Source organism: Mesorhizobium sp. M0058, from assembly GCF_040323095.1.
Taxonomy (GTDB): Bacteria; Pseudomonadota; Alphaproteobacteria; order Rhizobiales; family Rhizobiaceae; genus Mesorhizobium.
This window is the reverse complement of the sequence record NZ_JAMYUQ010000009.1, coordinates 274487-295367: the sequence shown is the minus strand read 5'-3', so window position 1 is coordinate 295367 and position 20881 is coordinate 274487. Positions and strand designations below refer to the sequence as shown.

The 20881-nt window shown below is 62.8% G+C and carries 25 protein-coding genes; 8 read left to right on the top strand and 17 right to left on the bottom strand.

Annotation, left to right across the window (positions count from 1 at the left end):
- A partial coding sequence (locus NKJ75_RS18030) for a hypothetical protein (protein ID WP_352500006.1) occupies positions 1-196 on the bottom strand: 196 nt, incomplete at its 3' end.
- A gap of 243 nt (positions 197-439) precedes the next feature.
- Between NKJ75_RS18030 and NKJ75_RS18025 the strand changes: the two genes are divergently transcribed.
- Positions 440-712, top strand: coding sequence for a hypothetical protein (locus tag NKJ75_RS18025; RefSeq protein ID WP_352500005.1), 273 nt, complete (start codon positions 440-442; stop codon positions 710-712).
- 338 nt (positions 713-1050) lie between these two features.
- On the opposite strand, the gene NKJ75_RS18020 is transcribed toward NKJ75_RS18025, so the two are convergent.
- The 11 genes from NKJ75_RS18020 to NKJ75_RS17970 form a co-directional block, all read right to left on the bottom strand.
- A complete protein-coding gene (locus tag NKJ75_RS18020; RefSeq protein ID WP_352500004.1) occupies positions 1051-1488 on the bottom strand; it encodes a hypothetical protein in 438 nt (145 codons plus the stop codon).
- Complete coding sequence (locus NKJ75_RS18015; RefSeq protein ID WP_352500003.1) at positions 1485-2321, bottom strand: helix-turn-helix domain-containing protein; 837 nt, start codon at positions 2319-2321, stop codon at positions 1485-1487. Before NKJ75_RS18015 ends, NKJ75_RS18020 begins: the two co-directional genes overlap by 4 nt.
- Before the next feature lie 25 nt (positions 2322-2346).
- The gene (locus NKJ75_RS18010) at positions 2347-2526 is read right to left on the bottom strand and encodes a hypothetical protein (protein WP_352500002.1); all 180 of its coding nucleotides are present in this window, start codon (positions 2524-2526) and stop codon (positions 2347-2349) included.
- Positions 2523-2717, bottom strand: coding sequence for a helix-turn-helix transcriptional regulator (locus tag NKJ75_RS18005; RefSeq protein ID WP_352500011.1), 195 nt, complete (start codon positions 2715-2717; stop codon positions 2523-2525). Before NKJ75_RS18005 ends, NKJ75_RS18010 begins: the two co-directional genes overlap by 4 nt.
- Positions 2718-2894: 177 nt before the next feature.
- Positions 2895-4100 (bottom strand): tyrosine-type recombinase/integrase, encoded by a 1206-nt coding sequence (locus tag NKJ75_RS18000; protein WP_352500001.1) that lies wholly within the window; start codon positions 4098-4100, stop codon positions 2895-2897.
- A 267-nt stretch (positions 4101-4367) separates the two neighbouring features.
- On the bottom strand, positions 4368-5429 hold the full coding sequence (locus NKJ75_RS17995; protein ID WP_352444161.1) for an ABC transporter ATP-binding protein: 1062 nt from the start codon (positions 5427-5429) through the stop codon (positions 4368-4370).
- 38 nt (positions 5430-5467) lie between these two features.
- Positions 5468-6289 (bottom strand): carbohydrate ABC transporter permease, encoded by an 822-nt coding sequence (locus NKJ75_RS17990; protein ID WP_023684659.1) that lies wholly within the window; start codon positions 6287-6289, stop codon positions 5468-5470.
- Positions 6290-7228, bottom strand: coding sequence for a carbohydrate ABC transporter permease (locus NKJ75_RS17985; RefSeq protein ID WP_023670984.1), 939 nt, complete (start codon positions 7226-7228; stop codon positions 6290-6292).
- Positions 7228-8565, bottom strand: a complete 1338-nt coding sequence (locus tag NKJ75_RS17980; RefSeq protein WP_352444163.1) for an ABC transporter substrate-binding protein — start codon at positions 8563-8565, stop codon at positions 7228-7230. Before NKJ75_RS17980 ends, NKJ75_RS17985 begins: the two co-directional genes overlap by 1 nt.
- A gap of 63 nt (positions 8566-8628) precedes the next feature.
- Positions 8629-9288, bottom strand: coding sequence for a GntR family transcriptional regulator (locus NKJ75_RS17975; RefSeq protein WP_352444165.1), 660 nt, complete (start codon positions 9286-9288; stop codon positions 8629-8631).
- Positions 9289-9311: 23 nt separating this feature from the next.
- Complete coding sequence (locus tag NKJ75_RS17970; protein ID WP_023806081.1) at positions 9312-10196, bottom strand: dihydrodipicolinate synthase family protein; 885 nt, start codon at positions 10194-10196, stop codon at positions 9312-9314.
- Positions 10197-10435: 239 nt separating this feature from the next.
- Between NKJ75_RS17970 and NKJ75_RS17965 the strand changes: the two genes are divergently transcribed.
- Positions 10436-11578, top strand: a complete 1143-nt coding sequence (locus NKJ75_RS17965; protein WP_023706211.1) for a hypothetical protein — start codon at positions 10436-10438, stop codon at positions 11576-11578.
- A gap of 217 nt (positions 11579-11795) precedes the next feature.
- On the opposite strand, the gene dprA is transcribed toward NKJ75_RS17965, so the two are convergent.
- From dprA to NKJ75_RS17945, 4 genes are read right to left on the bottom strand one after another with little or no spacing between them, the layout of a single operon-like run.
- On the bottom strand, positions 11796-12923 hold the full coding sequence (gene dprA, locus NKJ75_RS17960) for a DNA-processing protein DprA (RefSeq protein ID WP_023670989.1): 1128 nt from the start codon (positions 12921-12923) through the stop codon (positions 11796-11798).
- The gene (gene plsY, locus NKJ75_RS17955; protein ID WP_023696534.1) at positions 12920-13525 is read right to left on the bottom strand and encodes a glycerol-3-phosphate 1-O-acyltransferase PlsY; all 606 of its coding nucleotides are present in this window, start codon (positions 13523-13525) and stop codon (positions 12920-12922) included. Before plsY ends, dprA begins: the two co-directional genes overlap by 4 nt.
- Before the next feature lie 56 nt (positions 13526-13581).
- The gene (locus NKJ75_RS17950; RefSeq protein ID WP_023742457.1) at positions 13582-14868 is read right to left on the bottom strand and encodes a dihydroorotase; all 1287 of its coding nucleotides are present in this window, start codon (positions 14866-14868) and stop codon (positions 13582-13584) included.
- Positions 14865-15827 carry an aspartate carbamoyltransferase catalytic subunit gene (locus NKJ75_RS17945; protein WP_023688599.1) on the bottom strand — a complete coding sequence of 321 codons (963 nt, stop codon included), beginning with the start codon at positions 15825-15827 and terminating at the stop codon, positions 14865-14867. Before NKJ75_RS17945 ends, NKJ75_RS17950 begins: the two co-directional genes overlap by 4 nt.
- 197 nt (positions 15828-16024) lie before the next feature.
- Here NKJ75_RS17945 and NKJ75_RS17940 point away from each other — a divergent pair, with 197 nt between their 5' ends.
- From NKJ75_RS17940 to NKJ75_RS17930, 3 genes are all read left to right on the top strand, one after another.
- Positions 16025-17653: a DNA alkylation response protein gene (locus NKJ75_RS17940; RefSeq protein ID WP_352500000.1), complete on the top strand. Its 1629-nt coding sequence runs from the start codon at positions 16025-16027 to the stop codon at positions 17651-17653.
- Positions 17654-17777: 124 nt separating this feature from the next.
- Positions 17778-18365 carry a hypothetical protein gene (locus NKJ75_RS17935; protein ID WP_023706215.1) on the top strand — a complete coding sequence of 196 codons (588 nt, stop codon included), beginning with the start codon at positions 17778-17780 and terminating at the stop codon, positions 18363-18365.
- Complete coding sequence (locus tag NKJ75_RS17930; RefSeq protein WP_023670995.1) at positions 18365-18706, top strand: DUF6105 family protein; 342 nt, start codon at positions 18365-18367, stop codon at positions 18704-18706. The genes NKJ75_RS17935 and NKJ75_RS17930 overlap by 1 nt, the downstream gene beginning before the upstream one ends.
- Here NKJ75_RS17930 and ruvX read toward each other — a convergent pair.
- Positions 18624-19130, bottom strand: a complete 507-nt coding sequence (gene ruvX, locus NKJ75_RS17925; RefSeq protein WP_023688595.1) for a Holliday junction resolvase RuvX — start codon at positions 19128-19130, stop codon at positions 18624-18626. The two genes, NKJ75_RS17930 and ruvX, sit on opposite strands and share 83 nt — an antisense overlap.
- 182 nt (positions 19131-19312) lie before the next feature.
- On the opposite strand from ruvX, the gene NKJ75_RS17920 reads away from it, so the two are divergent.
- From NKJ75_RS17920 to gatC, 3 genes are all read left to right on the top strand, one after another.
- The gene (locus NKJ75_RS17920) at positions 19313-20020 is read left to right on the top strand and encodes a metal-dependent hydrolase (protein ID WP_023670997.1); all 708 of its coding nucleotides are present in this window, start codon (positions 19313-19315) and stop codon (positions 20018-20020) included.
- A gap of 44 nt (positions 20021-20064) precedes the next feature.
- Positions 20065-20481, top strand: coding sequence for a hypothetical protein (locus tag NKJ75_RS17915; protein ID WP_023670998.1), 417 nt, complete (start codon positions 20065-20067; stop codon positions 20479-20481).
- Positions 20482-20591: 110 nt separating this feature from the next.
- Positions 20592-20879: an Asp-tRNA(Asn)/Glu-tRNA(Gln) amidotransferase subunit GatC gene (gene gatC / locus NKJ75_RS17910; protein ID WP_023670999.1), complete on the top strand. Its 288-nt coding sequence runs from the start codon at positions 20592-20594 to the stop codon at positions 20877-20879.
- Positions 20880-20881: the final 2 nt, after the last annotated feature.

Below are 20881 nucleotides of genomic sequence, written 5' to 3'. Positions count from 1 at the left end.
CCCGATAGATTTTTCGGAGATCCGCGACCCGCGACCTGGCGCTGACCAGGTCAGCGACAGTGTCGATTTCTGTAGGCGAAAGTGGCTTTCCGGCTGCCTCGCGCTGGTCCTCGATGCGTCGAAAATCGGCTTTCTCGACTCGGCTCAACCACCGCGGCGCCGGCAGTTGCTGGGTTTCGGCGGTGTCTTCAGTCATCGCATCACCTCAAAAAGCTCGAAAAGTTGCAAAAACTGGCCGAAAAACGTGTCGCTCGGCGGGTCGGGAAAAAACCCACTTCCGATATTTCCGGGCTGCGCAAATTTTTCGTGAACATGAGCCCCGAGCGGTTGGTCCCCCAGGACCCTCCAGACATTCGACACCCCCCGGCGGAGCGAGGTAGTGTTTGTTCAGTTGATGGGAGAAACCCGCAACGGGAACAAACAAATGGGAGCAAAAGTCATGAAAGTCATCATCTCTTCGATCGCCCTTCTGGTGCTTGCCAGTGGCACGGCGTTCGCTGACACTTCGAAATACACGGAAGGCGATTGGGGTCAGGTGTGGGTCGACAAGATGCAAACCCCGACGACCGACACCACCAGGGTCAGCACGGGCGGTCGGATCTATGGCTATGGACAGAACACGAAGTTCCAGCCCGAACCGATTGGCGACACCAATCCGCACAACACCACCAACAGCACGAGCACCGCCGGTGTCGGTGTTAGCTTTCCCTGACGCGCGCTGAGGAGGCAAATCCACGGTCGAATCAGTCGCCGGGCTTGCCAAACTGGCGAGCCCGGCCTTCCCATCGGACGCTTGGCAGGCTCGGCAACGCGCATGTCGAGCTGCCGAATTTGGGGTTTGATTTGCTTGGCCCATTTCACTGGGACCTTTCTTTAATGCGACGCTGCAGTTCTCGATCGAGCACGGCGGCGACGATGGTGACCCGCCTGCCGATCGACCGGACCCGGCGATCTGCGCAAGTTCTGCCTGGTGTTGGTCGAGGGCCATTCTTTCGGTGCTCGGCGAGCTCGGCCACCGCGTGGTCGATGAGGCGGAGAGAGCGGCTGCGGTCACGCGGCTCTCTCCATCGCGTTGTGCTTATGCACCAGGTCCTGAAACCACTTCTGCTGTTTCTCCGTAAGCCAAATGCGGTCATCATCGCCGCCGGCTAGAGCCGTTCGAATTACGAAGGCTACGAAGCCGGCTTCCTTTTCCGGCAGTCTGCACTTGTGCAGGAGGAAGCGCGCGAACTTCAGCGCGTCACCGCGACAGAGCGGCTCCAGTTGATCAGCGCACTTTGGGCTTTGCTGGACAGGTCGATCTCGATAGACGATGCGGTCGAGCGCTGGCCTGTCGAGCGCAGCAACTAGGTCGTGCAGATCGGCGCCGGCAGCGTCGAGCGTTCTGATAATGGCGCGCGCTGTAGCGACGACCTCTCCATCGTGATCACTTGCAAGGCGCGGGATTAGCTTTCCGAGCTTGGCGATTTGCTCCCGACCTATGGTCATTGTGGAGGTTCTTTCGTTAATCGACGCGTGTCTGTCCTGATCGCGCGGATGTAGTGCGAGTCAGCTGGAGACTGGCTTGAAGGGCGCGGCGTTGCCGGTGGGCGTGGCGCATTTCCGAAAAGCCATTGCCCCAACGATTCACCGTTGGCGGGGCCGGCAGAGGTCTTGGTGTGTGGATCTCTCGGCGAGCCAGAGCGATTACTCGCTGCGTGCTCGATGTCGGTGAGCGCGCCCCGGAGGGCGCGCGCCGCCTCGGCTTCAGTCGCGAACCGACCGAGAGTAAAATCGACGCCGTCAAGTCGAACCGCTGCACGCCACGCTGAACGTTTTCGATCCAGCCAGACGCGACCGGAGACGTGGTGATTTAAGCCGACTTTCGAGGGTATAGATTCTACATCCACGCGCGAGGGCTTGGGAGCAACTGCTTTTCGTGCCGGTAACAATGCCGCTTGCACCCACGTTTCCGTGCCGGTTGCACCCACGTCGTGTAACCGGTCTTTCGTGCCGGTTGCACCCACGCTTCTAAGCGACGACACGCGCTCCCGAGAAAGGTCGAAGGAATGGTCGATTGCGAGATGTACAAGGTCGGTCATTCGACCGGCCTTGCCGCCGCTACTGCGTCGGTCCCGGGTGATCATGCCTATATGATCGAGCAGCCTGATCGAGTTGCGAACTGCTCGCTCTCCGAGGCCGGCGTGGTGCGCGATTCCTGTCTGGGACTTATTGCAGCGGCCGTTTTTATCAGCGAGGTCAGCCATGGCTCGCAGCACCAGGAGCAGCGTGCCGTCGGCGACGTGCTGTCGATCCAGCCATTTTCGTGCCGCTGCGCTCACGATCAGCCAATCCGTCGGCGCCGCGTCATGCCGGCACCTCGCGCCTGTGCGGCGAAGCCTCGCGCAAGATCGCAACGGCCTCGATCGGACCGGCGTCGAAGCGCCTCCGGATCATCGGGATCAGCGGCCGCTCGGCTGTTGACCAGTTGGCGCGCAACCAGTCGACGGCGCGGGCGTGGTCGGCCGGCGTGAGAGACGTGGTCACGCCGCGACCTTGTCGCGGGCCTCCAGGCGAGACCTCATCCAGGATTCGACCTCGGAAAGCAGGAACGCTTTCCGCACACCATGGCCGAGCGTGAGAGGCTTCGGAAAATCGTCCTCTTTCACTCTCTTCCAAAGCGAGGTCCGCGACATACAAGTCATGGTGCAGACTTCGCGGATTGATACGAACCGCATGGCAGGGGTGATAGCGGGAGTTTTCATGGGTCTACTCGCCTTTTGTCTGAGACGTCGCTTCTGGCAAGAAACGAACGTGCAAATCATGCAAACACAGCGGATCGCAAGATTTGACGGCTGTAAACAGGGCTGGCGGGCGCATCCTGACAGACGCGCGGAAAACTCAATGCTTCAGAGTCAGTTAGTACCGAAGTGAATTTTTTTGTGATCGACGACTTTTATAAGATGAGAAGCCCAGAGATCGAGCGCAGCACGCTTTTCTGGCTCGTAAGCCTGCCGGTTATAGACGCCGGCGACACCGCCGCGGAACCCAGAGATATGGTTGAGCACTGCCTCGATGATGTGCGGCGCCACGCCCAAACCGGCCATGCCCGTGGCGACCGTTCGCCGGATGTCGTGCGGCGTCCAGGCCTTGTTCGACTTCTGAAGCTTAAGACGCGCCGCCTGGGCGATGGCATTGCTGGCGATCGGCTCGCCGGTCTTCGAGAACAGCGCGGCGTCATCGAGCTCCATATCGGTCCGCTCGACTGCTGCCTCAATCAAGGCCAGGGCAGGGGGTGCCAGCGGCACAAGATGCTCGAGCCCGTTCTTGGTGCGGCCGGCCGGGATTTTCCAGGCCTTCGCGCCGATGTCGACCTCCGATCGCATCAACCCTGCGACCTCGCCGGAGCGCTGGCCGGTCAGGAAAAGTAGGCGAGTGATATCAGCAACGGCCGGGCTCACGCCGGCCGTCGGCAGCGCGTTCCAGATCAAGCGGATCTCGACATCGCTCAGGACGCGATCACGTCTGGCTGGCTTGCTGCGCGGCTTGATGCCGATGACAGGCGAGGTGGGAAGTCGGTCGGTGTCGACGGCCCAGCCGAACATCTTCCTGACCACCGCAAGCACGTTGGTGGACGCGGCGCCCTTGCCAGCATCGGCCTTGGCCTCAATGATGTCGATGATGTCGCCCCGCTTGACCGCCAGCGCCTTCATCTTGCCGACCGCCGGGTAGACGTCGCGCTTCAGCAGCCGCTCGTCTTCCTGCCAGGTCTTCTTTTCGCGCTTGGCATACCGTTCGATGTAGATGCCGCCGAGCTCCTCTACGGTCATGGCGGCTTTGGCGGTGCGCTTCTTTTCGGAAGGATCCTCACCCTCGGCAACGGCGCTCATCGTCTTCAGCGCCTTCGCCCTTGCGCGCTCGAGGTCGATCGCATCATAGCGGCCCAGTGTGACACGCTGCTTGGCGCTGTCGCTGGCCCGGGTGTAGACGACCGTCCATGTCTTTATGCCCGCTGGCGTGACGCGCAGCACGAGGCCGCGAACCTTGTCATCCCAGAAGTCAGTCCGGGTCTTCACGGCCGCGGTGTCTACGAAACGAGTGGTGAGAAGTTTGCGCGGCATAAACCTACTGATAAAAATGGCCCAAGAATCGCCTTGGGTTCTATCGGGGTTCTAGCACGACGCAACAGCATGAAACAACGTTGAACGAAAATGACACCGGAAACCCATAGTGTGCCTGGATTTCCGGTGTCTCATGGTGTTCATAGCGTTTACCGCTGTAAAGCAAAAAGGCTCTTTTAATCAGTAGGTCTCGGGTTCGAACCCCGACGCGCTCACCAGAAATATTTCGTGCGGAAGTTGCTCCCTGTCAGCAGCCCCCATCGCCGCCTACAATCGCCGCCCGGTCTTGACGTCGAACAGATGAGCACAGGCGCGGTCGATCTCGATGCGCATCTGCTCGCCCTGTTTCAGTGCCAGCCGCTCGCGGAAAAGGCAGGAGATTTCTTCTCCGGCGCAGTCGACCCTGGCAAAGATTTCCGAACCCGTTGCTTCCAGAAGCACGATCGTGCCGGGGATTCCTTTGGCGGTCGTCGCACGGATATGTTCGGGGCGAATGCCGTAGATGAGGTCGCGGCCGGGTATGTTTGCCAGGTCGCTGCCTTCCGGCAACGGCAAGATCAGTCCACCTGCGCTGCGGAAAACGCCTTCCTCGACATGGCCGCGAATGAAATTCATCGCCGGCGAGCCGATGAAGCCGGCAACGAAGAGGTTGGCCGGGCGATCGTAGAGATCGAGCGGCGCGCCGATCTGCTCGACGAGGCCGTCATGCAGCACGACGATCTTGTCGGCCATGGTCATGGCCTCGATCTGGTCGTGGGTGACGTAGATGGTGGTGGTTCCCAGCCGCTGGTGCAGCGCCTTGATCTCGCCGCGCATCTGCACGCGCAATTTGGCGTCGAGATTGGACAGCGGCTCGTCGAACAGGAACACCTGCGGGTCGCGCACGATGGCCCGGCCCATGGCGACGCGCTGGCGCTGGCCGCCGGAAAGCTGACGCGGATAGCGGTCGAGCAGCTTGTCCAGGCCGAGAATGCTGGCGGCCCTGCCGACGCGGCCGGCGGTGTCGGCCGGATCGGCTTTCTTGATCTTCAGGGCAAAGCCCATATTGTCGGCCACCGTCATATGCGGATAGAGCGCGTAGTTCTGGAACACCATGGCGATGTTTCGGTCGCGCGCCCTGAGATTGTTGACGACGCGATCGCCAATGGCGATCCTGCCGCCCGAGATCGTTTCCAGTCCGGCAATCATGCGCAGCAGCGTCGACTTTCCGCAGCCCGACGGCCCGACCAGGATGACGAATTCGCCATCGGCGATGTCGACGCTGACATCGTGGATGATCTTGGCGGCTCCGAAAGCCTTCTGAACGTTGTTGATTGTTACCGATGCCATTGGATTTCTCCCGGAATGAGTGATGTCGGGGCCGTGCCTCAGCCGCCCTTGACGGCGCCTGCGGTCAGCCCGGCGACGATCTGCCTTTGCGCGAACAGGGTCAGCACCAGCACCGGCAGCGTCACCACAAGTGCCGCGGCGGCGAGCGGACCCCAGCTCACCTGCTCGTAGGAAAGCATGTTGTAGACGGCGACCGGCAGCGTGCGAGTCTCGCGGCTGGCGAGCACAATGCCGAAGACGAAATTGTTCCATGAGAAGATGATCGACAGGATGAAGGCGACGACAATGCCCGGCTTGGCGATGGGCAAGGCGACCAGCCGGAACACCTGCCAGGAACTGGCGCCATCGATGTTGGCCGCTTCTTCCAGCTCCATCGGCGTGGTCTCGAAATAGCCGATCATCACCCAGACCACGATCGGCACCGTCACCACCAGATGGATGATGATCTGCGGCCACAGCGTGCCGAGAATGCCGACCCACTGGAACAGCAGGAACAGCGGAATGAGATAGGAAAGCCCCGGCGTCATGCGGGCGATCATGATGACCACCGCCGAGCGTTCGGCCTTGAGCCGCGCGATGCCATAGCCGGCCGGCACGCCGATCAGCAGCGCCAGCAACGTTGCCGTGCCCGTCACCAGAACCGAATTCCAGAAATAGAGCAGGAAATTGTTCTCCTCGAATACCTTCACATAGTTCGACCAGGCGAGATGTTCCGGGATCAGGATCGGCGGGTATGCACCGTTGTCGATCTCGAACTTCAGCGACAGCGAGACCATCCAGAGGAAGAACAGGATCGCCGGCGAGACGAAGACCAGAGCCGCGAAAAACAGCCCGATCCGGTTGAGCAGCCGTGAACTCATCTATTTGCCCTCCACCCCGATCCATTGGGAGCGCTGGCGCAGCATCAGCAGGATGAAGGACAGCGCGACGATGACGATGAAGAACACCACGGCCATGGCCGAGCCATAGCCGATGTCGTAGTAGGAGAAGGCGGTGTTGTAGAGATAGATGTTGATGGTTTCCGAGGCCGTGCCCGGTCCGCCCTGGGTCATGGCGTAGATGATGTCAAAACTCTTCAACGCATCGATGGTGCGGATGATCATCGCGATCATCAGGAACGGCGCGATCATCGGCAAGGTGAGATAGCGGAATTGCTGCCAGGCGTTGGCGCCATCGATCTCGGCGCTCTCGAAGGGCTCGCGCGGCACGGAGGCCAAGCCGCCCAGCACGATCAGCATCACCAGCGGCGTCCACTGCCAGGTCTCGACCGCAACCAGGGACGGGATGACCGTCCTGGCATTAAAGATCCATTCCTGCGCCGGGATGCCGACCAGCGACAACAGATAGTTGAGCACGCCAAGCTGGGGATGGAACATCATCGTCCAGACCAGCGCCACGGCGACTGGCGTTGCCATCATCGGCATGACGAAGACGCCGCGCAACAGGCCGCGCAGCGGAAATTTGGCGTCGAAGATCAGCGCCGCGACAGTGCCAAGGAACATCGGCGCCGCGACCGAAAGCGCCGTGTAGGTCAGCGTATGGAAAAGCGATTCCCAGAAGCGTTGGTCGACGGCCAGCCGCAGATAGTTTTCCATCCCGGCAAAGCTTCGCGCCTGGCCGAGGGTCCAGCGGTTGACGCTCATCCACAGTGTGAAGGCCCAGGGAAAGACGATCACGGCGCCGACGACGACGAGCGCCGGGACGACGAAAGGCCAGTAGTTGGGAGCCAGACGGATGGTCTGGCCCCCTTCGATGGCTTGCGTCGTCACCCCGGTGCGTTCTGGGGTGATGGCGGACATCAGCCTTGCTCGCTCCGGTCGAGCACCGGCTGGAACTGCTCGGTGGCCTTCTTCAGTTCCTCCGCCGGATCGGCGCCGGCGATCAGATTGGTCAGCGCCACGCCATAGATATCGCGGAACTCGGTGACCGGAATGATGACCGGCAGCGACAGCCGGCTGACATTGCCCGAGCCGACCACGGCATCGAGCCAGCTCGCCGGCATGGTGACGCCTTCGCGCACCTTGGGATCTTCCAGCACCGACTTGCGGAACGGCACGCCGGCACCCGCCTGCAGCAGGCGCGTGCCCATGGCGGGCGAAATCGCCCACTGGCAGAAGAGATAGGCGGCCTCCTTCTTCTCGCTGGCGGCCGTCACGCCGAGGCCGTCGCCAAAGGTGCCGGCGGCATGCGCCTTGGGCCCTTTGGGCATGACGCCGTAGCCAACCTTGCCGACCACACGCGACTTTTCCGGATTTTCCATCGGCGGGGCAAAGCCGACGCCATCGAACCACATGCCGATCTTGCCTTGCAGGAAGGCGGACTGGGCTTCGGCCCAGTTGAATCCGGTGACGCCTGGAGGCGCCGACTTGGTCATCAGCCGCTGGTAGAGGCTGGCGGCCTCGATCGCCTCGGGCGAGGTCGTGCGCAGCTTGCCCTTGTCATCGAGCGGCGTCATGTCGTAGCCGAGCATCAGCGACGTCCATACCGGCGTGTTGGCGTTTTTCAGGCCGCGGGCGACAAAGCCGTAGGTGTTGGTCGACGGGTCGGTCAGCGCTTCGGCGGCCGCCACCAGTTGCTCGAAGGTTTCAGGGTATTTGAGGCCCTTGGCCTCGAACAATTCCTTGTTCCAGTAGACGATCCAGTAGTCGACTGAGAACGGCAGCGAGCGCAACACGCCCTGGCCGTCCTTGGCAAACAGCATGCCGGCATCGGCGAAATCGGTTTCCACCAGCGTAGGATCGGTCAGGGTCGGGTCGGCGAGATAGCCTGATATGTCGGCCAGCCAGCCGCCCTTTTCGAACTGGCGCTTCTGCACGTGGTAGCTCAGATGCACGACGTCGAAGCTCGGTTTGCCGGAGCTCAGTTCGATCACCGTCTTCTGGCGCTGCTGCTGTTCGGGCGTCGCCTCGGCATTGACCTTGATGCCGGTCAGTTCCTCGAACTCGGCGATGTATTTTATCAGCGTGTCGCTGCGCGGGCTTTTCACCAGATTGACGTCAAGCGTCGTTCCCGCAAAGCGCTTCCAGTCGACGCCGGCGGCAAAGCTTGGGCGAACGCCCGCAAAGCCGGCGGCGGCAAGCGCTGCGGTTCCCTGAAGCAGTTGCCTCCTGGTTGGGTTGAACAGATTGGACGACATTTCTTCCTCCCGGTTGTTGTCGTTGTCGATTGCATCGCGGACCGCGGTGCGGCTCAGGTTTCCTCAGATCTGCAGCGCCAGCCGGCGCGCCTTGTCGATATGCAGACTGATCGCCTCGACCGCCTTCTCTGGATCGCGGCTCTCCATGGCTTCGATCACCGCCAGGTGCTCGCGCATCACCGGCACGACGCGCCCGTCGATACGGAACCGCTCCTGGTGGATCAGGCGGATCTTCACCGAATTGACCAGATAGGCCTTGGCGATGATCTCGTTGCCCAGCGCATCGATGAACGTGTCGTGCATGGCCCAGTCGATGGTCTGCGCCTTGGCCTCCATCTCCGGCGTCGGGGTTTGCGCCAGCGCCTGGGCAAGCATGTCCTCATGCTCGCGCCGCAAGCGGGCAAGCTCGGCATCGGAGGCGCTTACCGTAAACAGCGCCACCGCTTCACGCTCCATGAACAGGCGGAACTGAAAGGCCTCGCGGATCAGGCTGATGTCTATATGGGCGATCTGCATGCCGCGCTGCGGGATGGTCGTCAGCAGTCCTTCCGCCTCGAGACGCGGCACGATCTCGCGAATGGCGCCGAGCGGCAGTCCGGTGAAGGCAACCAGCTCACGTTGCGACACGAACTGGCCCGGCTTGAAGTCGCGCGCCAGCAAATGCCGCGTGAAGCTGGCATAGGCCTTCTCCCTGAGGGTGGTCGGTTCGTTGCCGTCTTCCATTTCGGCGCGCTTCCCTTTGCCGGTCAGGCCGGTTCCCTGGCAAACAGGCTGTCATAGGCTGCGGCAAGCTGCTGCTGCCCTTGCAACGCAATCGGCTCCAGCGGCGGACGGACCGCCAGCCAGCGCTCGTCGCCGGTCTTGCGCGCCACCATGACCTTTACCGCGGGGGTGACCGGATATTTCAGCAATTCGAGCACAAAACTTTCGACGCGAGGATCGTCGCGCCCGTCCTCGGCCATGGCGCGGATTTCGCCCGGGACGAAATTGGCCATGCCCGAGATTGCACCTTGAGCACCCAGTCGCACCGCACGCGCCAGATGCCTTTCATCGCCGATCAGGATCACCAGATCGCCATAGGCGGCAAGCAGCGCCTCGCTGTAGCTCCAGTTTCCACCGGAATCCTTCACCCCGGCGACCACGTCGGGAAAAGCAGTGCGCAATCGGCCGATCAGGCCAAGCGAAAGCTGCACCATGGTAACCGAAGGGATGTTGTAGAGCAGCACGTCACGGGCGAGGGGGCCAAGCGCGGCAAAGACGGCGGAGAACCAGCCGAAAAGGCCCTCCTCGCCGACATTCTTGAAGTAGCTCGGCGGGGCCAGCAGAATGTTTCGGGCGCCTCGCTGCAAGGCATGCTGTGCCTGTTCGGCGGCGTCTTCGGCGGCGTCGACCAGCACGCCGGCAACGAGTTGATGCGGCAAGATTCCAGCAGCCAGCATGGCTTCGGTCACCGACCGCCGCTCCGTCGTGCCCACCGACGCGCCTTCCCCTGTGGTGCCGAAAAGCGTCACGCTGCCGCAACCCTGCGCCAGGCAACTTTTGGCCTGAGCGATCATGGGATCGGTGGCGATCTGCCCGCGGGCATCGAAAGGCGTGGCGAGAGCGGCCGAAAGGCCAAAGCGTGATGTCACCGGAAGGTCTCCGAAGTAGGTGTGTATGCCGTGCTAGCACACTAACATGTTAGTCGTAAATTGGGGTGGTGCGCTTTATTAACAGCGGAGGGCCTTCACGGGTTCGAAGCCCATGGCGGATCGAGACCATTGGCGAAACAGCAGGATGGCCCAGTGTTAGGGCGCGGAGCGGCAGCTCCAACCTTGTCCCCATCCCAGTCGATGGCTAAACTCAGCCTTTCCCAGGGGAGGGTTCTGACATGACACTTCAGCTTTCGGCGGATGCTGTCGCTCCTAAGGCGGCGGCGCCTCAAAAGTACCTCTTCGGCCCGGTCGCCGATTTCCTCATGCTGGGCGGCAGCGCCTTTCTCATCCTGCCGGTGCTGTTTCTCGTTCCGCTCGAATATGAGGGGCCGGTGGCCGCAACGATGGTCGTCGTCGCCTATCTCGTGAACTATCCCCACTTCGCCCACTCCTACCAGCTTTTCTATCGCAATTTCGGGCGCAAGGTGACGGGCGACGGCTACGACAGGAGCCTGCAACTCCGCTACATCTTCGCGGGCATTGTCGTGCCCCTGGTCATGGCCGGGTTCTTTGCCTATGGCGCGGTGGCGGCGAACACGCGGCTGCTCGGCTTTGCCACCAACGCCATGTTCTTTTTCGTCGGCTGGCACTACGTCAAGCAGGGCTACGGCATGCTGATGGTGGACGCGGTGCTGAAGCGCAAATTCTTCGACGATCGCGACAAGAAGGTGCTGCTGGTAAACTCCTATGCCGTGTGGATCCTTTCGTGGCTGCAGACGAATACGGCGGTCACCCAGGGCAAATATTACGGCCTCGACTATTACACCTTCGCGGTCCCTTCCTGGATCACCGACATCGCCTTGCTGGCAGCCATTGCTTCGACGGCGGCTACGCTTTTGATGCTGGTCAATCGCTGGCGAAAGAACGGTGGCAAGCTGCCCTATAACGGCATCGTGGCCTACGTCGCGTCGCTCTATCTCTGGATCCTGATTGTGAGAATAAATCCGCTCTGGCTGCTGATCGTGCCGGCGCTCCACTCGCTGCAGTACCTCGCCGTGGTCTGGCGCTATCAGACCAATGTTGAGCGTGACAGCTCCGATGCCGAACGCGATCCGCAGCCGAAAATCCTGTCCTTTCTCGGCCCCCTCTACAGGTTTCGGCTCCTCGGCTTCATCGTCGGCGGCACGGCCCTTGGCTATCTCGGCTTCTGGCTGATCCCATCCGCGCTGACGGCTTTGATTCCCTATGACAGGCAAGTGCTGGGGTCATCGCTGTTCTTCTTCATCGTGCTCATCTTCATCAATGTGCACCATTATTTTCTGGACAATGTGATGTGGCGCCGTGGCAATCCGGAGGTATCGAAGTATCTGTTCCGCTGACTGATGCGCAGACTGTCGAGCCCGGTTTTCGTCAGCTGTCGAGTATGCCATCGCGAGCGTGATCGTCAGTGCAACGGAGAGCCCTGGAATGGCGGAGTGCTTTTCCGAGAGCCGCCTGGAAAATACCCTGCGGTGGCATCTGTACCGGCGTTGGCGCCGCCGGCGTGACCCTCGACGCGTGAGTTGCGGCCGACGTGCGGCGGGATCGGCTGGAACGTCACGAAACCAGTGAGACATTGCCGCCGGCATGGCGCTCGATGCGGCCGGCAAGGTCGAGTTCCAGCAGCACCATGGAGACTTGCGCGGCGTTGAGGCCGGTGTGGCGGATGATCTCGTCCACGCCCACCGGCGTTGGGCCCAGCGCCTCGAGCACGCCGCTGCGTTCGTCCTCACCGGGCGGGGGTGTTGCCGAAAAATCGGGTGCCTTTTCTGGCGGCGCAATGCTTCGCGTTCGCGTGCCCGCCAAGGGTGCGATCGCACCGGAAACATCGGCCGCCTCGGTGACCAGGGTGGCGCCATCTTTGAGCAGCCCGTTGGAGCCGGCGCAGCGCGGATCGAGCGGCGAACCCGGTACGGCAAAGACCAGCCGGCCCATCTCGCCGGCCAGGCGCGCGCTGATCAGCGAGCCGGAGCGTTGCGCAGCTTCGATCACCACCAGTCCGAGGGCGGCGCCCGCGACAAGCCGGTTGCGGCGCGGAAAATCCTGCGCCCGCGGCTGCCAGCCGAACGGCATTTCCGAAATAACGGCGCCGCCACGCTCGGCAATGTCGTCGCACAAGCCGATATTTTCGGGCGGGTAGGGGACATCGAGCCCACCGGCCAGCACACCCACTGTACCAGTCGAGAGACTGCCCTGGTGTGCTGCCGTGTCGATGCCGCGCGCCAGGCCGGAAACGATGACGTAGCCGTCGCGGCCAAGATCCGCCGCCAGCATGCGCGCCATCTTGATGCCGGCGAGCGACGCGTTGCGGGCGCCGACGATGGCCACCGCCGGCAGGCGAAAGACGGCTGCCTCGCCCTTCACGGCAATCAGTGGCGGCGGATTGTCCATGTTTTTCAGCATCGGCGGGTAGTCGGCCTCGCCGATGCCGACGAAGCGGGCGCCGTTTTCACTGGCTGCGTCGAGTTCCGCTTCGGCTTCCTCCACGGAAGGAATGCGCATGATCCTTTTGGCTCCGCCCGAAATCATCAGCTCGGGCAGCATCTCCAACGCCGCCTCCGCCGAACCAAAGCGGTTGATCAATTCGCGAAACGAGGCCGGGCCGACATTTTGTGTGCGGATCAGCCGCAGCCAGCTCAGCCGCTGCCGGTCGCTGAGGCGCGGCCCGGCGGCGGGCTTGCTCAACCCTTGGCTCCGATCTTGCCTTCGGTGCCGGCAAGAAGGCGCGAAATGTTGGCGCGATGTTTGAAGATGACGATCAGGCTCATCACCAGGAACAGCCCGGCGGTCTCAGGTGTGCTCCAGAAATAAAGCGCGATCGGCACGATGACCGCCGCCGTCAGCGCTGCCAGCGAGGAATAGCGAAACAGAAAAGCCATCGCCAGCCAGACGACGATAAAGATCAGCGCCACATGCCAGCCGAGCGCGATCAGCACGCCGAGATAGGTCGCCACGCCCTTGCCGCCCTTGAAACCGAGCCAGACCGGAAACAGATGGCCAAGGAAGGCGCCAAGGCCCGCCCAGAGTCCAAGGCCGGCCCACAGTCCGTAGTCGTGTCCAAAATGGCGCGCGATCATCACCGCCGCCGTACCCTTCAACGCGTCGAGCACCAGCGTCGCGGCGGCGAGGCCCTTGTTGCCGGTGCGCAGAACGTTGGTGGCGCCGATATTGCCGGAGCCGATTTTGCGCACATCGCCGAGGCCGGCCGCGCGGGTGATCAAGAGGCCGAAGGGAATCGAGCCGAGGAGATAGCCGAACAGCAATGCCAGGATAACGTTATAACTCATTGTTTGCCCCCGCATTTCCCCAGCAACATATCGGTCTGCGACGTGGCGCGATCGCTCTAGCTCGAAAACACTGTGCGGCCCGCCACCAGCGTTTGCAAGACCATGCCTTGCAGCCGCGCACCTTCGAAGCAGGTGTTTTTCGAGCGCGAGCGGATGCCGCTTTCACTCACGATCCAGGGTTCTTCAAGGTCGATCAGCGCAAGATCGGCCGGCGCTCCCGGCTTCAGCGTGCCGCCCGGCAGGCCGAACAGCCTTGCTGGTGCGGTGGACAGTGTTTCGACCAGCCGAAGTAGCGGCACGTCGCCATTGTGGTAGAGCCGAAGCGCTGCTCCAAGCAGCGTCTCCAACCCGATCGCGCCGGCAGCTGCATCGGCGAAGGGAAGGCGCTTGGTGTCGACATCCTGCGGGTCGTGCGAGGAGACGATGATGTCGATCGTCCCGTCCTTGACCGCCTCGATCATGGCCAGCCGGTCTTCCTCCGCGCGCAAAGGCGGCGTCAGCCGGAAGAAGGTGCGGTATTCCCCGACATCGTTCTCGTTCAGCGACAGATTGTGGATCGCCACGCCCGCCGTGACATTGGCCTTGTCGGCTTTCGCGCGTGTCATCGCTTGCGCTGCCATCGCCGTCGAGATCTTGGCCGCGTGGTAGGCGCCGCGCGTCAGCCGTGCCAGCGCCAGGTCGCGCTCCAGCGGGATGGACTCGGCCTCGCGCGGAATGCCGGCAAGGCCGAGCCAGCTGGCATACAGGCCTTCATTCATCACGCCTGCCGAAGCGAGGTCGCCATCCTGTGTCTCATGTGCGATGACGCCGCCGAAATCGCGGGCATAGGTCAGCGCCCGGCGCATCACCAGCGCGCTGGATATTGTGTGCCGCCCATCTGTGAAGGCGACCGCGCCGGCTTCGCGCAGCAGGCCGAACTCTGTCATCTCGCGGCCGGCCAGCCCCTTGGTGATCGCCGCCGCCGGAAAGATGTTGACGCTTGCCGTGTCCTTGGCGGTGCGCAGCACGAATTCGACCAGCGCGACATTGTCGATCACCGGGTCCGTGTCGGGCATCATAACGACGGAGGTGACGCCGCCGGCCGCCGCCGCAACGCTGGCCGAAGCGATGGTCTCGCGATGTTCGCCGCCCGGTTCGCCGATGAAGACGCGCGCGTCGATCAGGCCGGGAATGATTGCCTTGCCGGCGCAGTCGACCACGGTGGCTCCCGCCGGCAGGCCCTGGTTCAGGGCAGCCTTGCCGGCGGCAACGATCTTTTTCCCCTCGACGATCACGGTGCCGACCTCGTCGAAGCCGCGTGACGGGTCGACGATGCGGGCGCGTTCAAAGACCGTCGTGCTCATGCGCTCCGGCCCTCGTTGCGGCGCGGGTCGAGCAGCGCTTCCATCACCGCCATACGCACGGCGACACCCATCTCGACCTGTTCCTGGATGACGCTTTGCGGCCCGTCGGCGATTTCGGACGCAATCTCGACGCCGCGGTTCATCGGCCCGGGATGCATGACCAGCGCGCCGTCCTTGGCGGCCTTCAGTTTTTCGGCATCGAGGCCGAAATAGCGGAAATATTCGCGCACCGAAGGCACGAAGGCGCCTTCCATCCGCTCGCGCTGCAGGCGCAGCATCATCACCACGTCGGCGCCCTTGAGGCCCTCGGCCATCGAGCGCGAGACGATGACGCCCATTTTCTCGATGCCGGACGGAAGCAGCGTCGACGGCGCCACGACCCGCACCTGCGCGCCAAGCGCGTTCAACAGCATGATGTTGGAACGCGCGACGCGCGAATGCAGGATGTCGCCGCAGATCGCTACGATCAGTTTCGACAGCGGCCCCTTGGCACGGCGGATGGTCAGCGCGTCGAGCAGCGCCTGCGTCGGGTGTTCATGCGCGCCGTCGCCGGCATTGACCACCGAGCAGCCGACCTTCTGCGCCAAAAGGGCGGCGGCGCCCGCCGATTGGTGGCGGATGATCAGGATGTCGGGCCGCATGGCGTTCAGCGTCATCGCCGTGTCGATCAGCGTCTCGCCCTTCTTCACCGAAGAGCTCGCCACCGACATGTTCATGACGTCGGCGCCGAGCCGTTTCCCGGCCAGTTCGAACGACGACTGCGTGCGCGTCGAGGCTTCGTAGAAGAGGTTGATCTGGGTGCGGCCGCGCAGCGTTGAGGTCTTCTTTTCGGACTGCCGCGAAATGGCGACGGCGCGATCGGCCCGGTCGAGCAGAAGCTCGATGTCACCGGGGGAAAGATCGCGGATGCCCAGAAGATGGCGGTGAGGATAAAGCGGCAGGGACGAAGCGTCGGTCATCTCAAGGCGCTGCTATAGGGGGGAGAATTCCTTGCCGCAAGCGTCAGCTTGGCATTGCGGCCTTTCTCCCCGGTATTTTCGTCGCGCGCGCCGCCTGCCTTGGGCTATATCTAGCCGATTGCTTCGGATTCGAAGCCTTGTGATGATAAGTGCCTTTCTAGCGTTAGAAGGCCCTTCTACTTTCAGAAGGATTGGGCGTGACCGACGACGTGACCAACCAGCCGCCGCCGCTGACGGGCGGCAACGCCTGGCGGGGCGATCCGTTGCTGATCCAGCTTGCGGAGCGTTTTTCCGATCCGGTGCGCAAGGACCTCGACGGGCTTGGCCGGTTCGTCCTGACGCAGGAGGCGCAGGAGCTGGCGCGCCTCGCTAATGTCGAGACGCCGAAGCTCCGCACGCATGACCGTCAGGGCCGGCGCATCGACCTCGTCGAATTCCATCCGGCCTATCATGCGCTGATGCGCCGCTCGGTTGCCGGCGGCCTGCATTCCTCGATCTGGGAAAACGGCGATAGCGAGATCGGCCGTCGCCATCAGGTGCGCGCCGCGCGTTTCTACCTGACCGCCGAACTCGAGACCGGGCATCTCTGCCCCATCACCATGACCAGCGCTTCGCTGGCCGCCCTGATGGCCAGCCCAAAGCTGTTTCGCGAATGGGCGCCGCGCGTGACGACGCGCAAATACGACCAGAGTCAGAAGCCGCCGGTCGACAAGACCGGGCTGACGCTCGGCATGGGCATGACCGAAAAGCAGGGCGGCACCGACGTGCGCGTCAACACCACACGGGCCGAACGCGCCGGCAGCGGCTTTTATCGCCTCACCGGCCACAAATGGTTCATGTCGGCGCCGATGTCGGACGCTTTTCTCGTGCTTGGACAGGCGCCTGAAGGGCTTTCCTGCTTTCTCGTCCCGCGCATCCTCGGCGACGGTTCCGGCAACGGCTTCCGCTTTCAGCGGCTGAAGGACAAGCTCGGCAACCGCTCCAACGCCTCATCGGAGGTAGAGTTCGTCAACGCCATCGGCGAGATGGTCGGCGAGCCCGGCGCCGGCATAAAGACGATCATGGACATGGTCACGCTGACCCGGCTCGACTGCGCCGTCGCCTCGTCGGCAATCATGCGAGCGGGGCTGGCTGAGGCCGTGCATCACGCCCGTCACCGCCAGGTGGCCGGCTCGACGCTGATCGAACAGCCGCTGATGCAGCGCGTGCTGGCGGACATGGCGCTCGATGTCGCCGCCGCCACGGCACTCTCGTTCCGACTGGCGCGCTCCTTCGACGAGGCTGCCGGCGACCGCGGCGAGGCTGCTTTTGCCCGCGCCATGACCCCGGTGGTCAAATACTGGGTCTGCAAGATCGCGCCGCCACTGCTCTATGAGGCGATGGAGTGCCTCGGCGGCAATGGCTATGTCGAGGAAGCGCCGCTCGCCCGCTACTACCGCGAAGCCCCGGTCAATGCGATCTGGGAGGGCTCAGGCAATGTCATGGCGCTCGACGTGCTGCGCGTGCTCGGCCGCGCGCCCGGCCTGTTCGAGGAGGTGCTGGCCGGCATCGACCGCGATCTCGGCGCCGGCGGACGCGGAACCATTGGCGTGCTCAAGGCGGCCATGCAGGTCGCCGGCACCGATGAGGGGTCGGCCCGCCTGCTGACCGAACAGCTGGCGCTGTCGGCGGCAGCTGCGGAATTGCGCCGGCTGGGGGCAGGGCGGATTGCGGACGCCTTCGTCGAGACGCGGCTCGCCGGCCAGTGGCGCAACACCTATGGCATGCTCGATTCGCGCCACGATGCGCGCATGATCGTCGACACGCTCTATCCGCCGGTGAATTGAGGGCCTTCCGCCAGTCCGTGAACGAATTTGCCTGCCTGTGGACAGCCGTTAACCTTAACGAATGGTTTCCGTTGCAGCCGCAGGCCGCAGACCCCACTGTCTTTGTCACCAAAGCAGGAATGCCATGCGGCACATTTTGACGTCCTTTCTGGCCTTGCACTGGGCGCTGGTTTTCGCCCTGCTGGCGTTCATCTGTGTCGATGGAAACCGCGGCGTTGCGGGCGCTCTGGGCGTGCTCGGCGTCGTCGTGGAAAACACTCGTCTGGCCGATCTCGACAATGCTGCCGTCGTGGCGCCGCTGGCCATCGCCTTGCTGGTCGTGGCGGTGCTGTTTTGCTGGGTCTTCGTCGAGAGCCTGGTTAACGCCGCAGCGAGCCCGGACGGAGCCGACAGTGTGGCGCGGACCGCCTTCATTTCGGCATCCGCGGTGTTGTCGCTCATCCTGGTCGGCGGCGCGGCGCGAGGCATCAACGGCCTGTTTTTGGTTGTCGCCGTGCAATTGGCGGCACTTCTGGCCTCCTATGTCGCCATGCTGGCCGAGCGGAGGTCGGTCTTCGCCGTCATGGTTTCGCGGGAGGCAGAGAGCCGCGCCACCGCCCATGCCATGGCCAAGGGTGCCGCGCACGGCTCCTTGCTGTCGCGCATTTCCGGCCGTCCGGACATTGGTCCCAGCGGTCGCAGAGGCGGCTCCAGCCGCAGGGACGGTCACTGATGCGCACGCTGTTCGCATTGTGGGCCGCGCCACTCGCTCTGTTCTGGGGCTGGTTCTTCCTGTCGCTCAACGACATCAATTTCGGCTACGTCATGCTCAGCCGGCAGCTGCATGATTTCGTGTTTCAGCTCTACGGGCAGATGCTGGGCATCGATCCGGCGATCATTCCGGGCATGGTGGCAAGGGCCTGCATCTTCGACGGCTTCCTGCTGATGGCATTGTGGGCGTTTCGCCGCCGCCGCAACATCATGGCCTGGGTCAGGCGGCAGGCGGGGAATCCGGTTCCGTCCGATCGCGTGGGTCAAGCGACTGGAGCCGGTCCAGAACTCCCTGCAGAATAAAGGCCGCAGCCGCCGAATCGATCTTGCCGGCGCGCTTTCGGCGCGAGAAATCCATCTCGATCAGCGTCCGCTCCGCCGCCACCGTCGACAGCCGCTCGTCCCACAGCACGAAGGGCAGGTCGGTTATACCTGCCATGTTGCGCACGAAGGCGCGCGACTTCTGGGCGCGGGGACCTTCCGAACCGTCCATGTTGATGGGGAGACCGAGTACAAACGCGCCGACATTGTCCTTCTGCAGCTGGGCGAGCAGCGCTGCCGCATCCAGCGAAAACTTTTTGCGCAGGATGACCGCGCGCGGATGGGCGAAGGACAGGCCGCGGTCGGAAACGGCGACACCGATCGTCTTGTCGCCGAGGTCGAGCCCGGCCAGCGTCCTGCCGCCCTCCAGCCGTGCCGGCAGATCCTCGATTGCTATGATGCCCAACGGCTTTCCCCAACCAGTTTTACCGTGACCCAGTCTTAACCGTGACCCAGACTTACCGTGACCCAGACTTGCCGTCACAAAGAGCGCGACACGTTCTTTTGAACCGCGAGCACACTATGTCACTTTAATTTTGCTGCCGGCGTTCTATCTTCCGGCGCAACCAAAATCGAGGAACACGATCGATGAAATTGACCTGGTACGGACATTCCGCCTTCCGCGTCGAGACATCAGGCGCGAACATCCTGATCGACCCCTATCTCGTCGGCAACCCATCATGGACGAGCGGCTGGGAGGGGCCGGCGGAAGGCGTCACCCATGTGCTTCTGACCCACGGCCACAGTGATCATGTCAGCGGCGCGGTGGAGGTGCTGAAGAAGAGCGGCGCCCAGCTGGTCGCCAATTACGAGATCTGCATGTACCTGGTCGGCAAGGGCGTCGACGGCAAGAAGATCAATCCCGGCAATCATGGCGGCACCGTCGATTGCGGTGCCTTCACCACCACATTCGTGCAGGCACTGCATTCCTCGTCGTTTGGGCTCGATGGCGGCCAGAACGTCTACCTCGGCAATCCCAACGGGCTGGTCCTGCATTTCCCGGAGGACAAGACGCTCTACCATATGGGCGACACCGACATCTTCTCCGATATGGCGCTGATCGAGGAATTGCATGAGCCGAAGATCGGCCTCGTGCCGGTCGGCGACCGCTTCACCATGGGCGGCGCGGTGGCGGCCCTGGCCTGCCGGCGCTTCTTCCACTTCGACACCGTCGTGCCATGCCACTTCGGCACCTTCCCGATCATCGACGCGACGGCGGAGAAGTTCGTGGCCGGCCTCGAAGGATCAGGTGTCGACGTAGCCTTGCCAGCCATCGGCCAAACGATCACACTATAGAGCGATCGTTGAAACGATCCCTTGTCGCAAAGGGGAATTAAACCATGGGTTTGAGAGAGACTCTTTGCGTTTCGATGCTGGTCGCTGCGTCGCCCGCATCCGCCGCCGAGGACTTCATCAAGGGCGTTTACCTCCAGACCCAGGAGCTTTGCGCGCAAGCCAAAAAGGACACGCTGCAGACGCTGATCGACACCGGCAATGTCATCTTGTCGGCGGACGGCCTGCAAAGCGTCGAGTATAATTGCGAGTTCGTCCAGGTCACCAAGGCGACGCGCTCGCCGAGTTGGGCGGTCACTGCCATCTGCCAGGAGCCGGGCTTTCTCTTTCCCGATATACTGTCGATCACGCAGATGAACGCGACCCAAATCGACATCGTCTCGGTGCGCCCGACCGCCGACGAAGGCGAGCAGGCCGGCAATGGCGGCAGCTATTATCTGTGCGAGGGTGTATCGCTGCCCTAGGCTGAAATGCCGCCCTGGCATGAACGGGCTCTATCCCCAAGCACGATCGATGTTGCGCGGCACGCGCCACGCCGCTATAGCGCCATCTGGTTTTCCCAAAGGCTAAAGACATGTCCGTTGATCTGCAAACTGTGAAGCGCGTCGCGCGTCTCGCCCGCATTGCGGTGAGCGAGGAGGATGCCGAGCGCATGACCGGCGAGCTGAACGCCATTCTGGGCTTTGTCGAGCAGCTGAACGAGGTCGATGTCTCCGGCGTCGAACCGATGACATCGGTGACGCCGATGGAGATGAAGAAGCGCCAAGACATCGTCACGGACGGCAACAAGGCCGCCGATATCGTCGCCAATGCGCCGGCCACTGACGAGAATTTCTTCCTCGTGCCGAAGGTCGTGGAGTAGGC

Coding starts and splice junctions, on each gene's coding strand:
- NKJ75_RS17945 (WP_023688599.1), bottom strand. CDS start 15,827: ATGACCGACGCTTCGTCCCTGCCGCTTTATCCTCACCGCCATCTTCTG.
- NKJ75_RS18000 (WP_352500001.1), bottom strand. CDS start 4,100: ATGCCGCGCAAACTTCTCACCACTCGTTTCGTAGACACCGCGGCCGTG.
- NKJ75_RS17985 (WP_023670984.1), bottom strand. CDS start 7,228: ATGTCCGCCATCACCCCAGAACGCACCGGGGTGACGACGCAAGCCATC.
- NKJ75_RS17950 (WP_023742457.1), bottom strand. CDS start 14,868: ATGAGCACGACGGTCTTTGAACGCGCCCGCATCGTCGACCCGTCACGC.
- NKJ75_RS18005 (WP_352500011.1), bottom strand. CDS start 2,717: ATGCGGTTCGTATCAATCCGCGAAGTCTGCACCATGACTTGTATGTCG.
- NKJ75_RS17920 (WP_023670997.1), top strand. CDS start 19,313: ATGAAATTGACCTGGTACGGACATTCCGCCTTCCGCGTCGAGACATCA.
- gatC (WP_023670999.1), top strand. CDS start 20,592: ATGTCCGTTGATCTGCAAACTGTGAAGCGCGTCGCGCGTCTCGCCCGC.
- NKJ75_RS17980 (WP_352444163.1), bottom strand. CDS start 8,565: ATGTCGTCCAATCTGTTCAACCCAACCAGGAGGCAACTGCTTCAGGGA.
- NKJ75_RS17995 (WP_352444161.1), bottom strand. CDS start 5,429: ATGGCATCGGTAACAATCAACAACGTTCAGAAGGCTTTCGGAGCCGCC.
- NKJ75_RS17965 (WP_023706211.1), top strand. CDS start 10,436: ATGACACTTCAGCTTTCGGCGGATGCTGTCGCTCCTAAGGCGGCGGCG.
- NKJ75_RS17990 (WP_023684659.1), bottom strand. CDS start 6,289: ATGAGTTCACGGCTGCTCAACCGGATCGGGCTGTTTTTCGCGGCTCTG.
- NKJ75_RS17915 (WP_023670998.1), top strand. CDS start 20,065: ATGGGTTTGAGAGAGACTCTTTGCGTTTCGATGCTGGTCGCTGCGTCG.
- NKJ75_RS17935 (WP_023706215.1), top strand. CDS start 17,778: ATGCGGCACATTTTGACGTCCTTTCTGGCCTTGCACTGGGCGCTGGTT.
- NKJ75_RS17930 (WP_023670995.1), top strand. CDS start 18,365: ATGCGCACGCTGTTCGCATTGTGGGCCGCGCCACTCGCTCTGTTCTGG.
- NKJ75_RS18020 (WP_352500004.1), bottom strand. CDS start 1,488: ATGACCATAGGTCGGGAGCAAATCGCCAAGCTCGGAAAGCTAATCCCG.
- NKJ75_RS17975 (WP_352444165.1), bottom strand. CDS start 9,288: ATGGAAGACGGCAACGAACCGACCACCCTCAGGGAGAAGGCCTATGCC.
- NKJ75_RS18025 (WP_352500005.1), top strand. CDS start 440: ATGAAAGTCATCATCTCTTCGATCGCCCTTCTGGTGCTTGCCAGTGGC.
- plsY (WP_023696534.1), bottom strand. CDS start 13,525: ATGAGTTATAACGTTATCCTGGCATTGCTGTTCGGCTATCTCCTCGGC.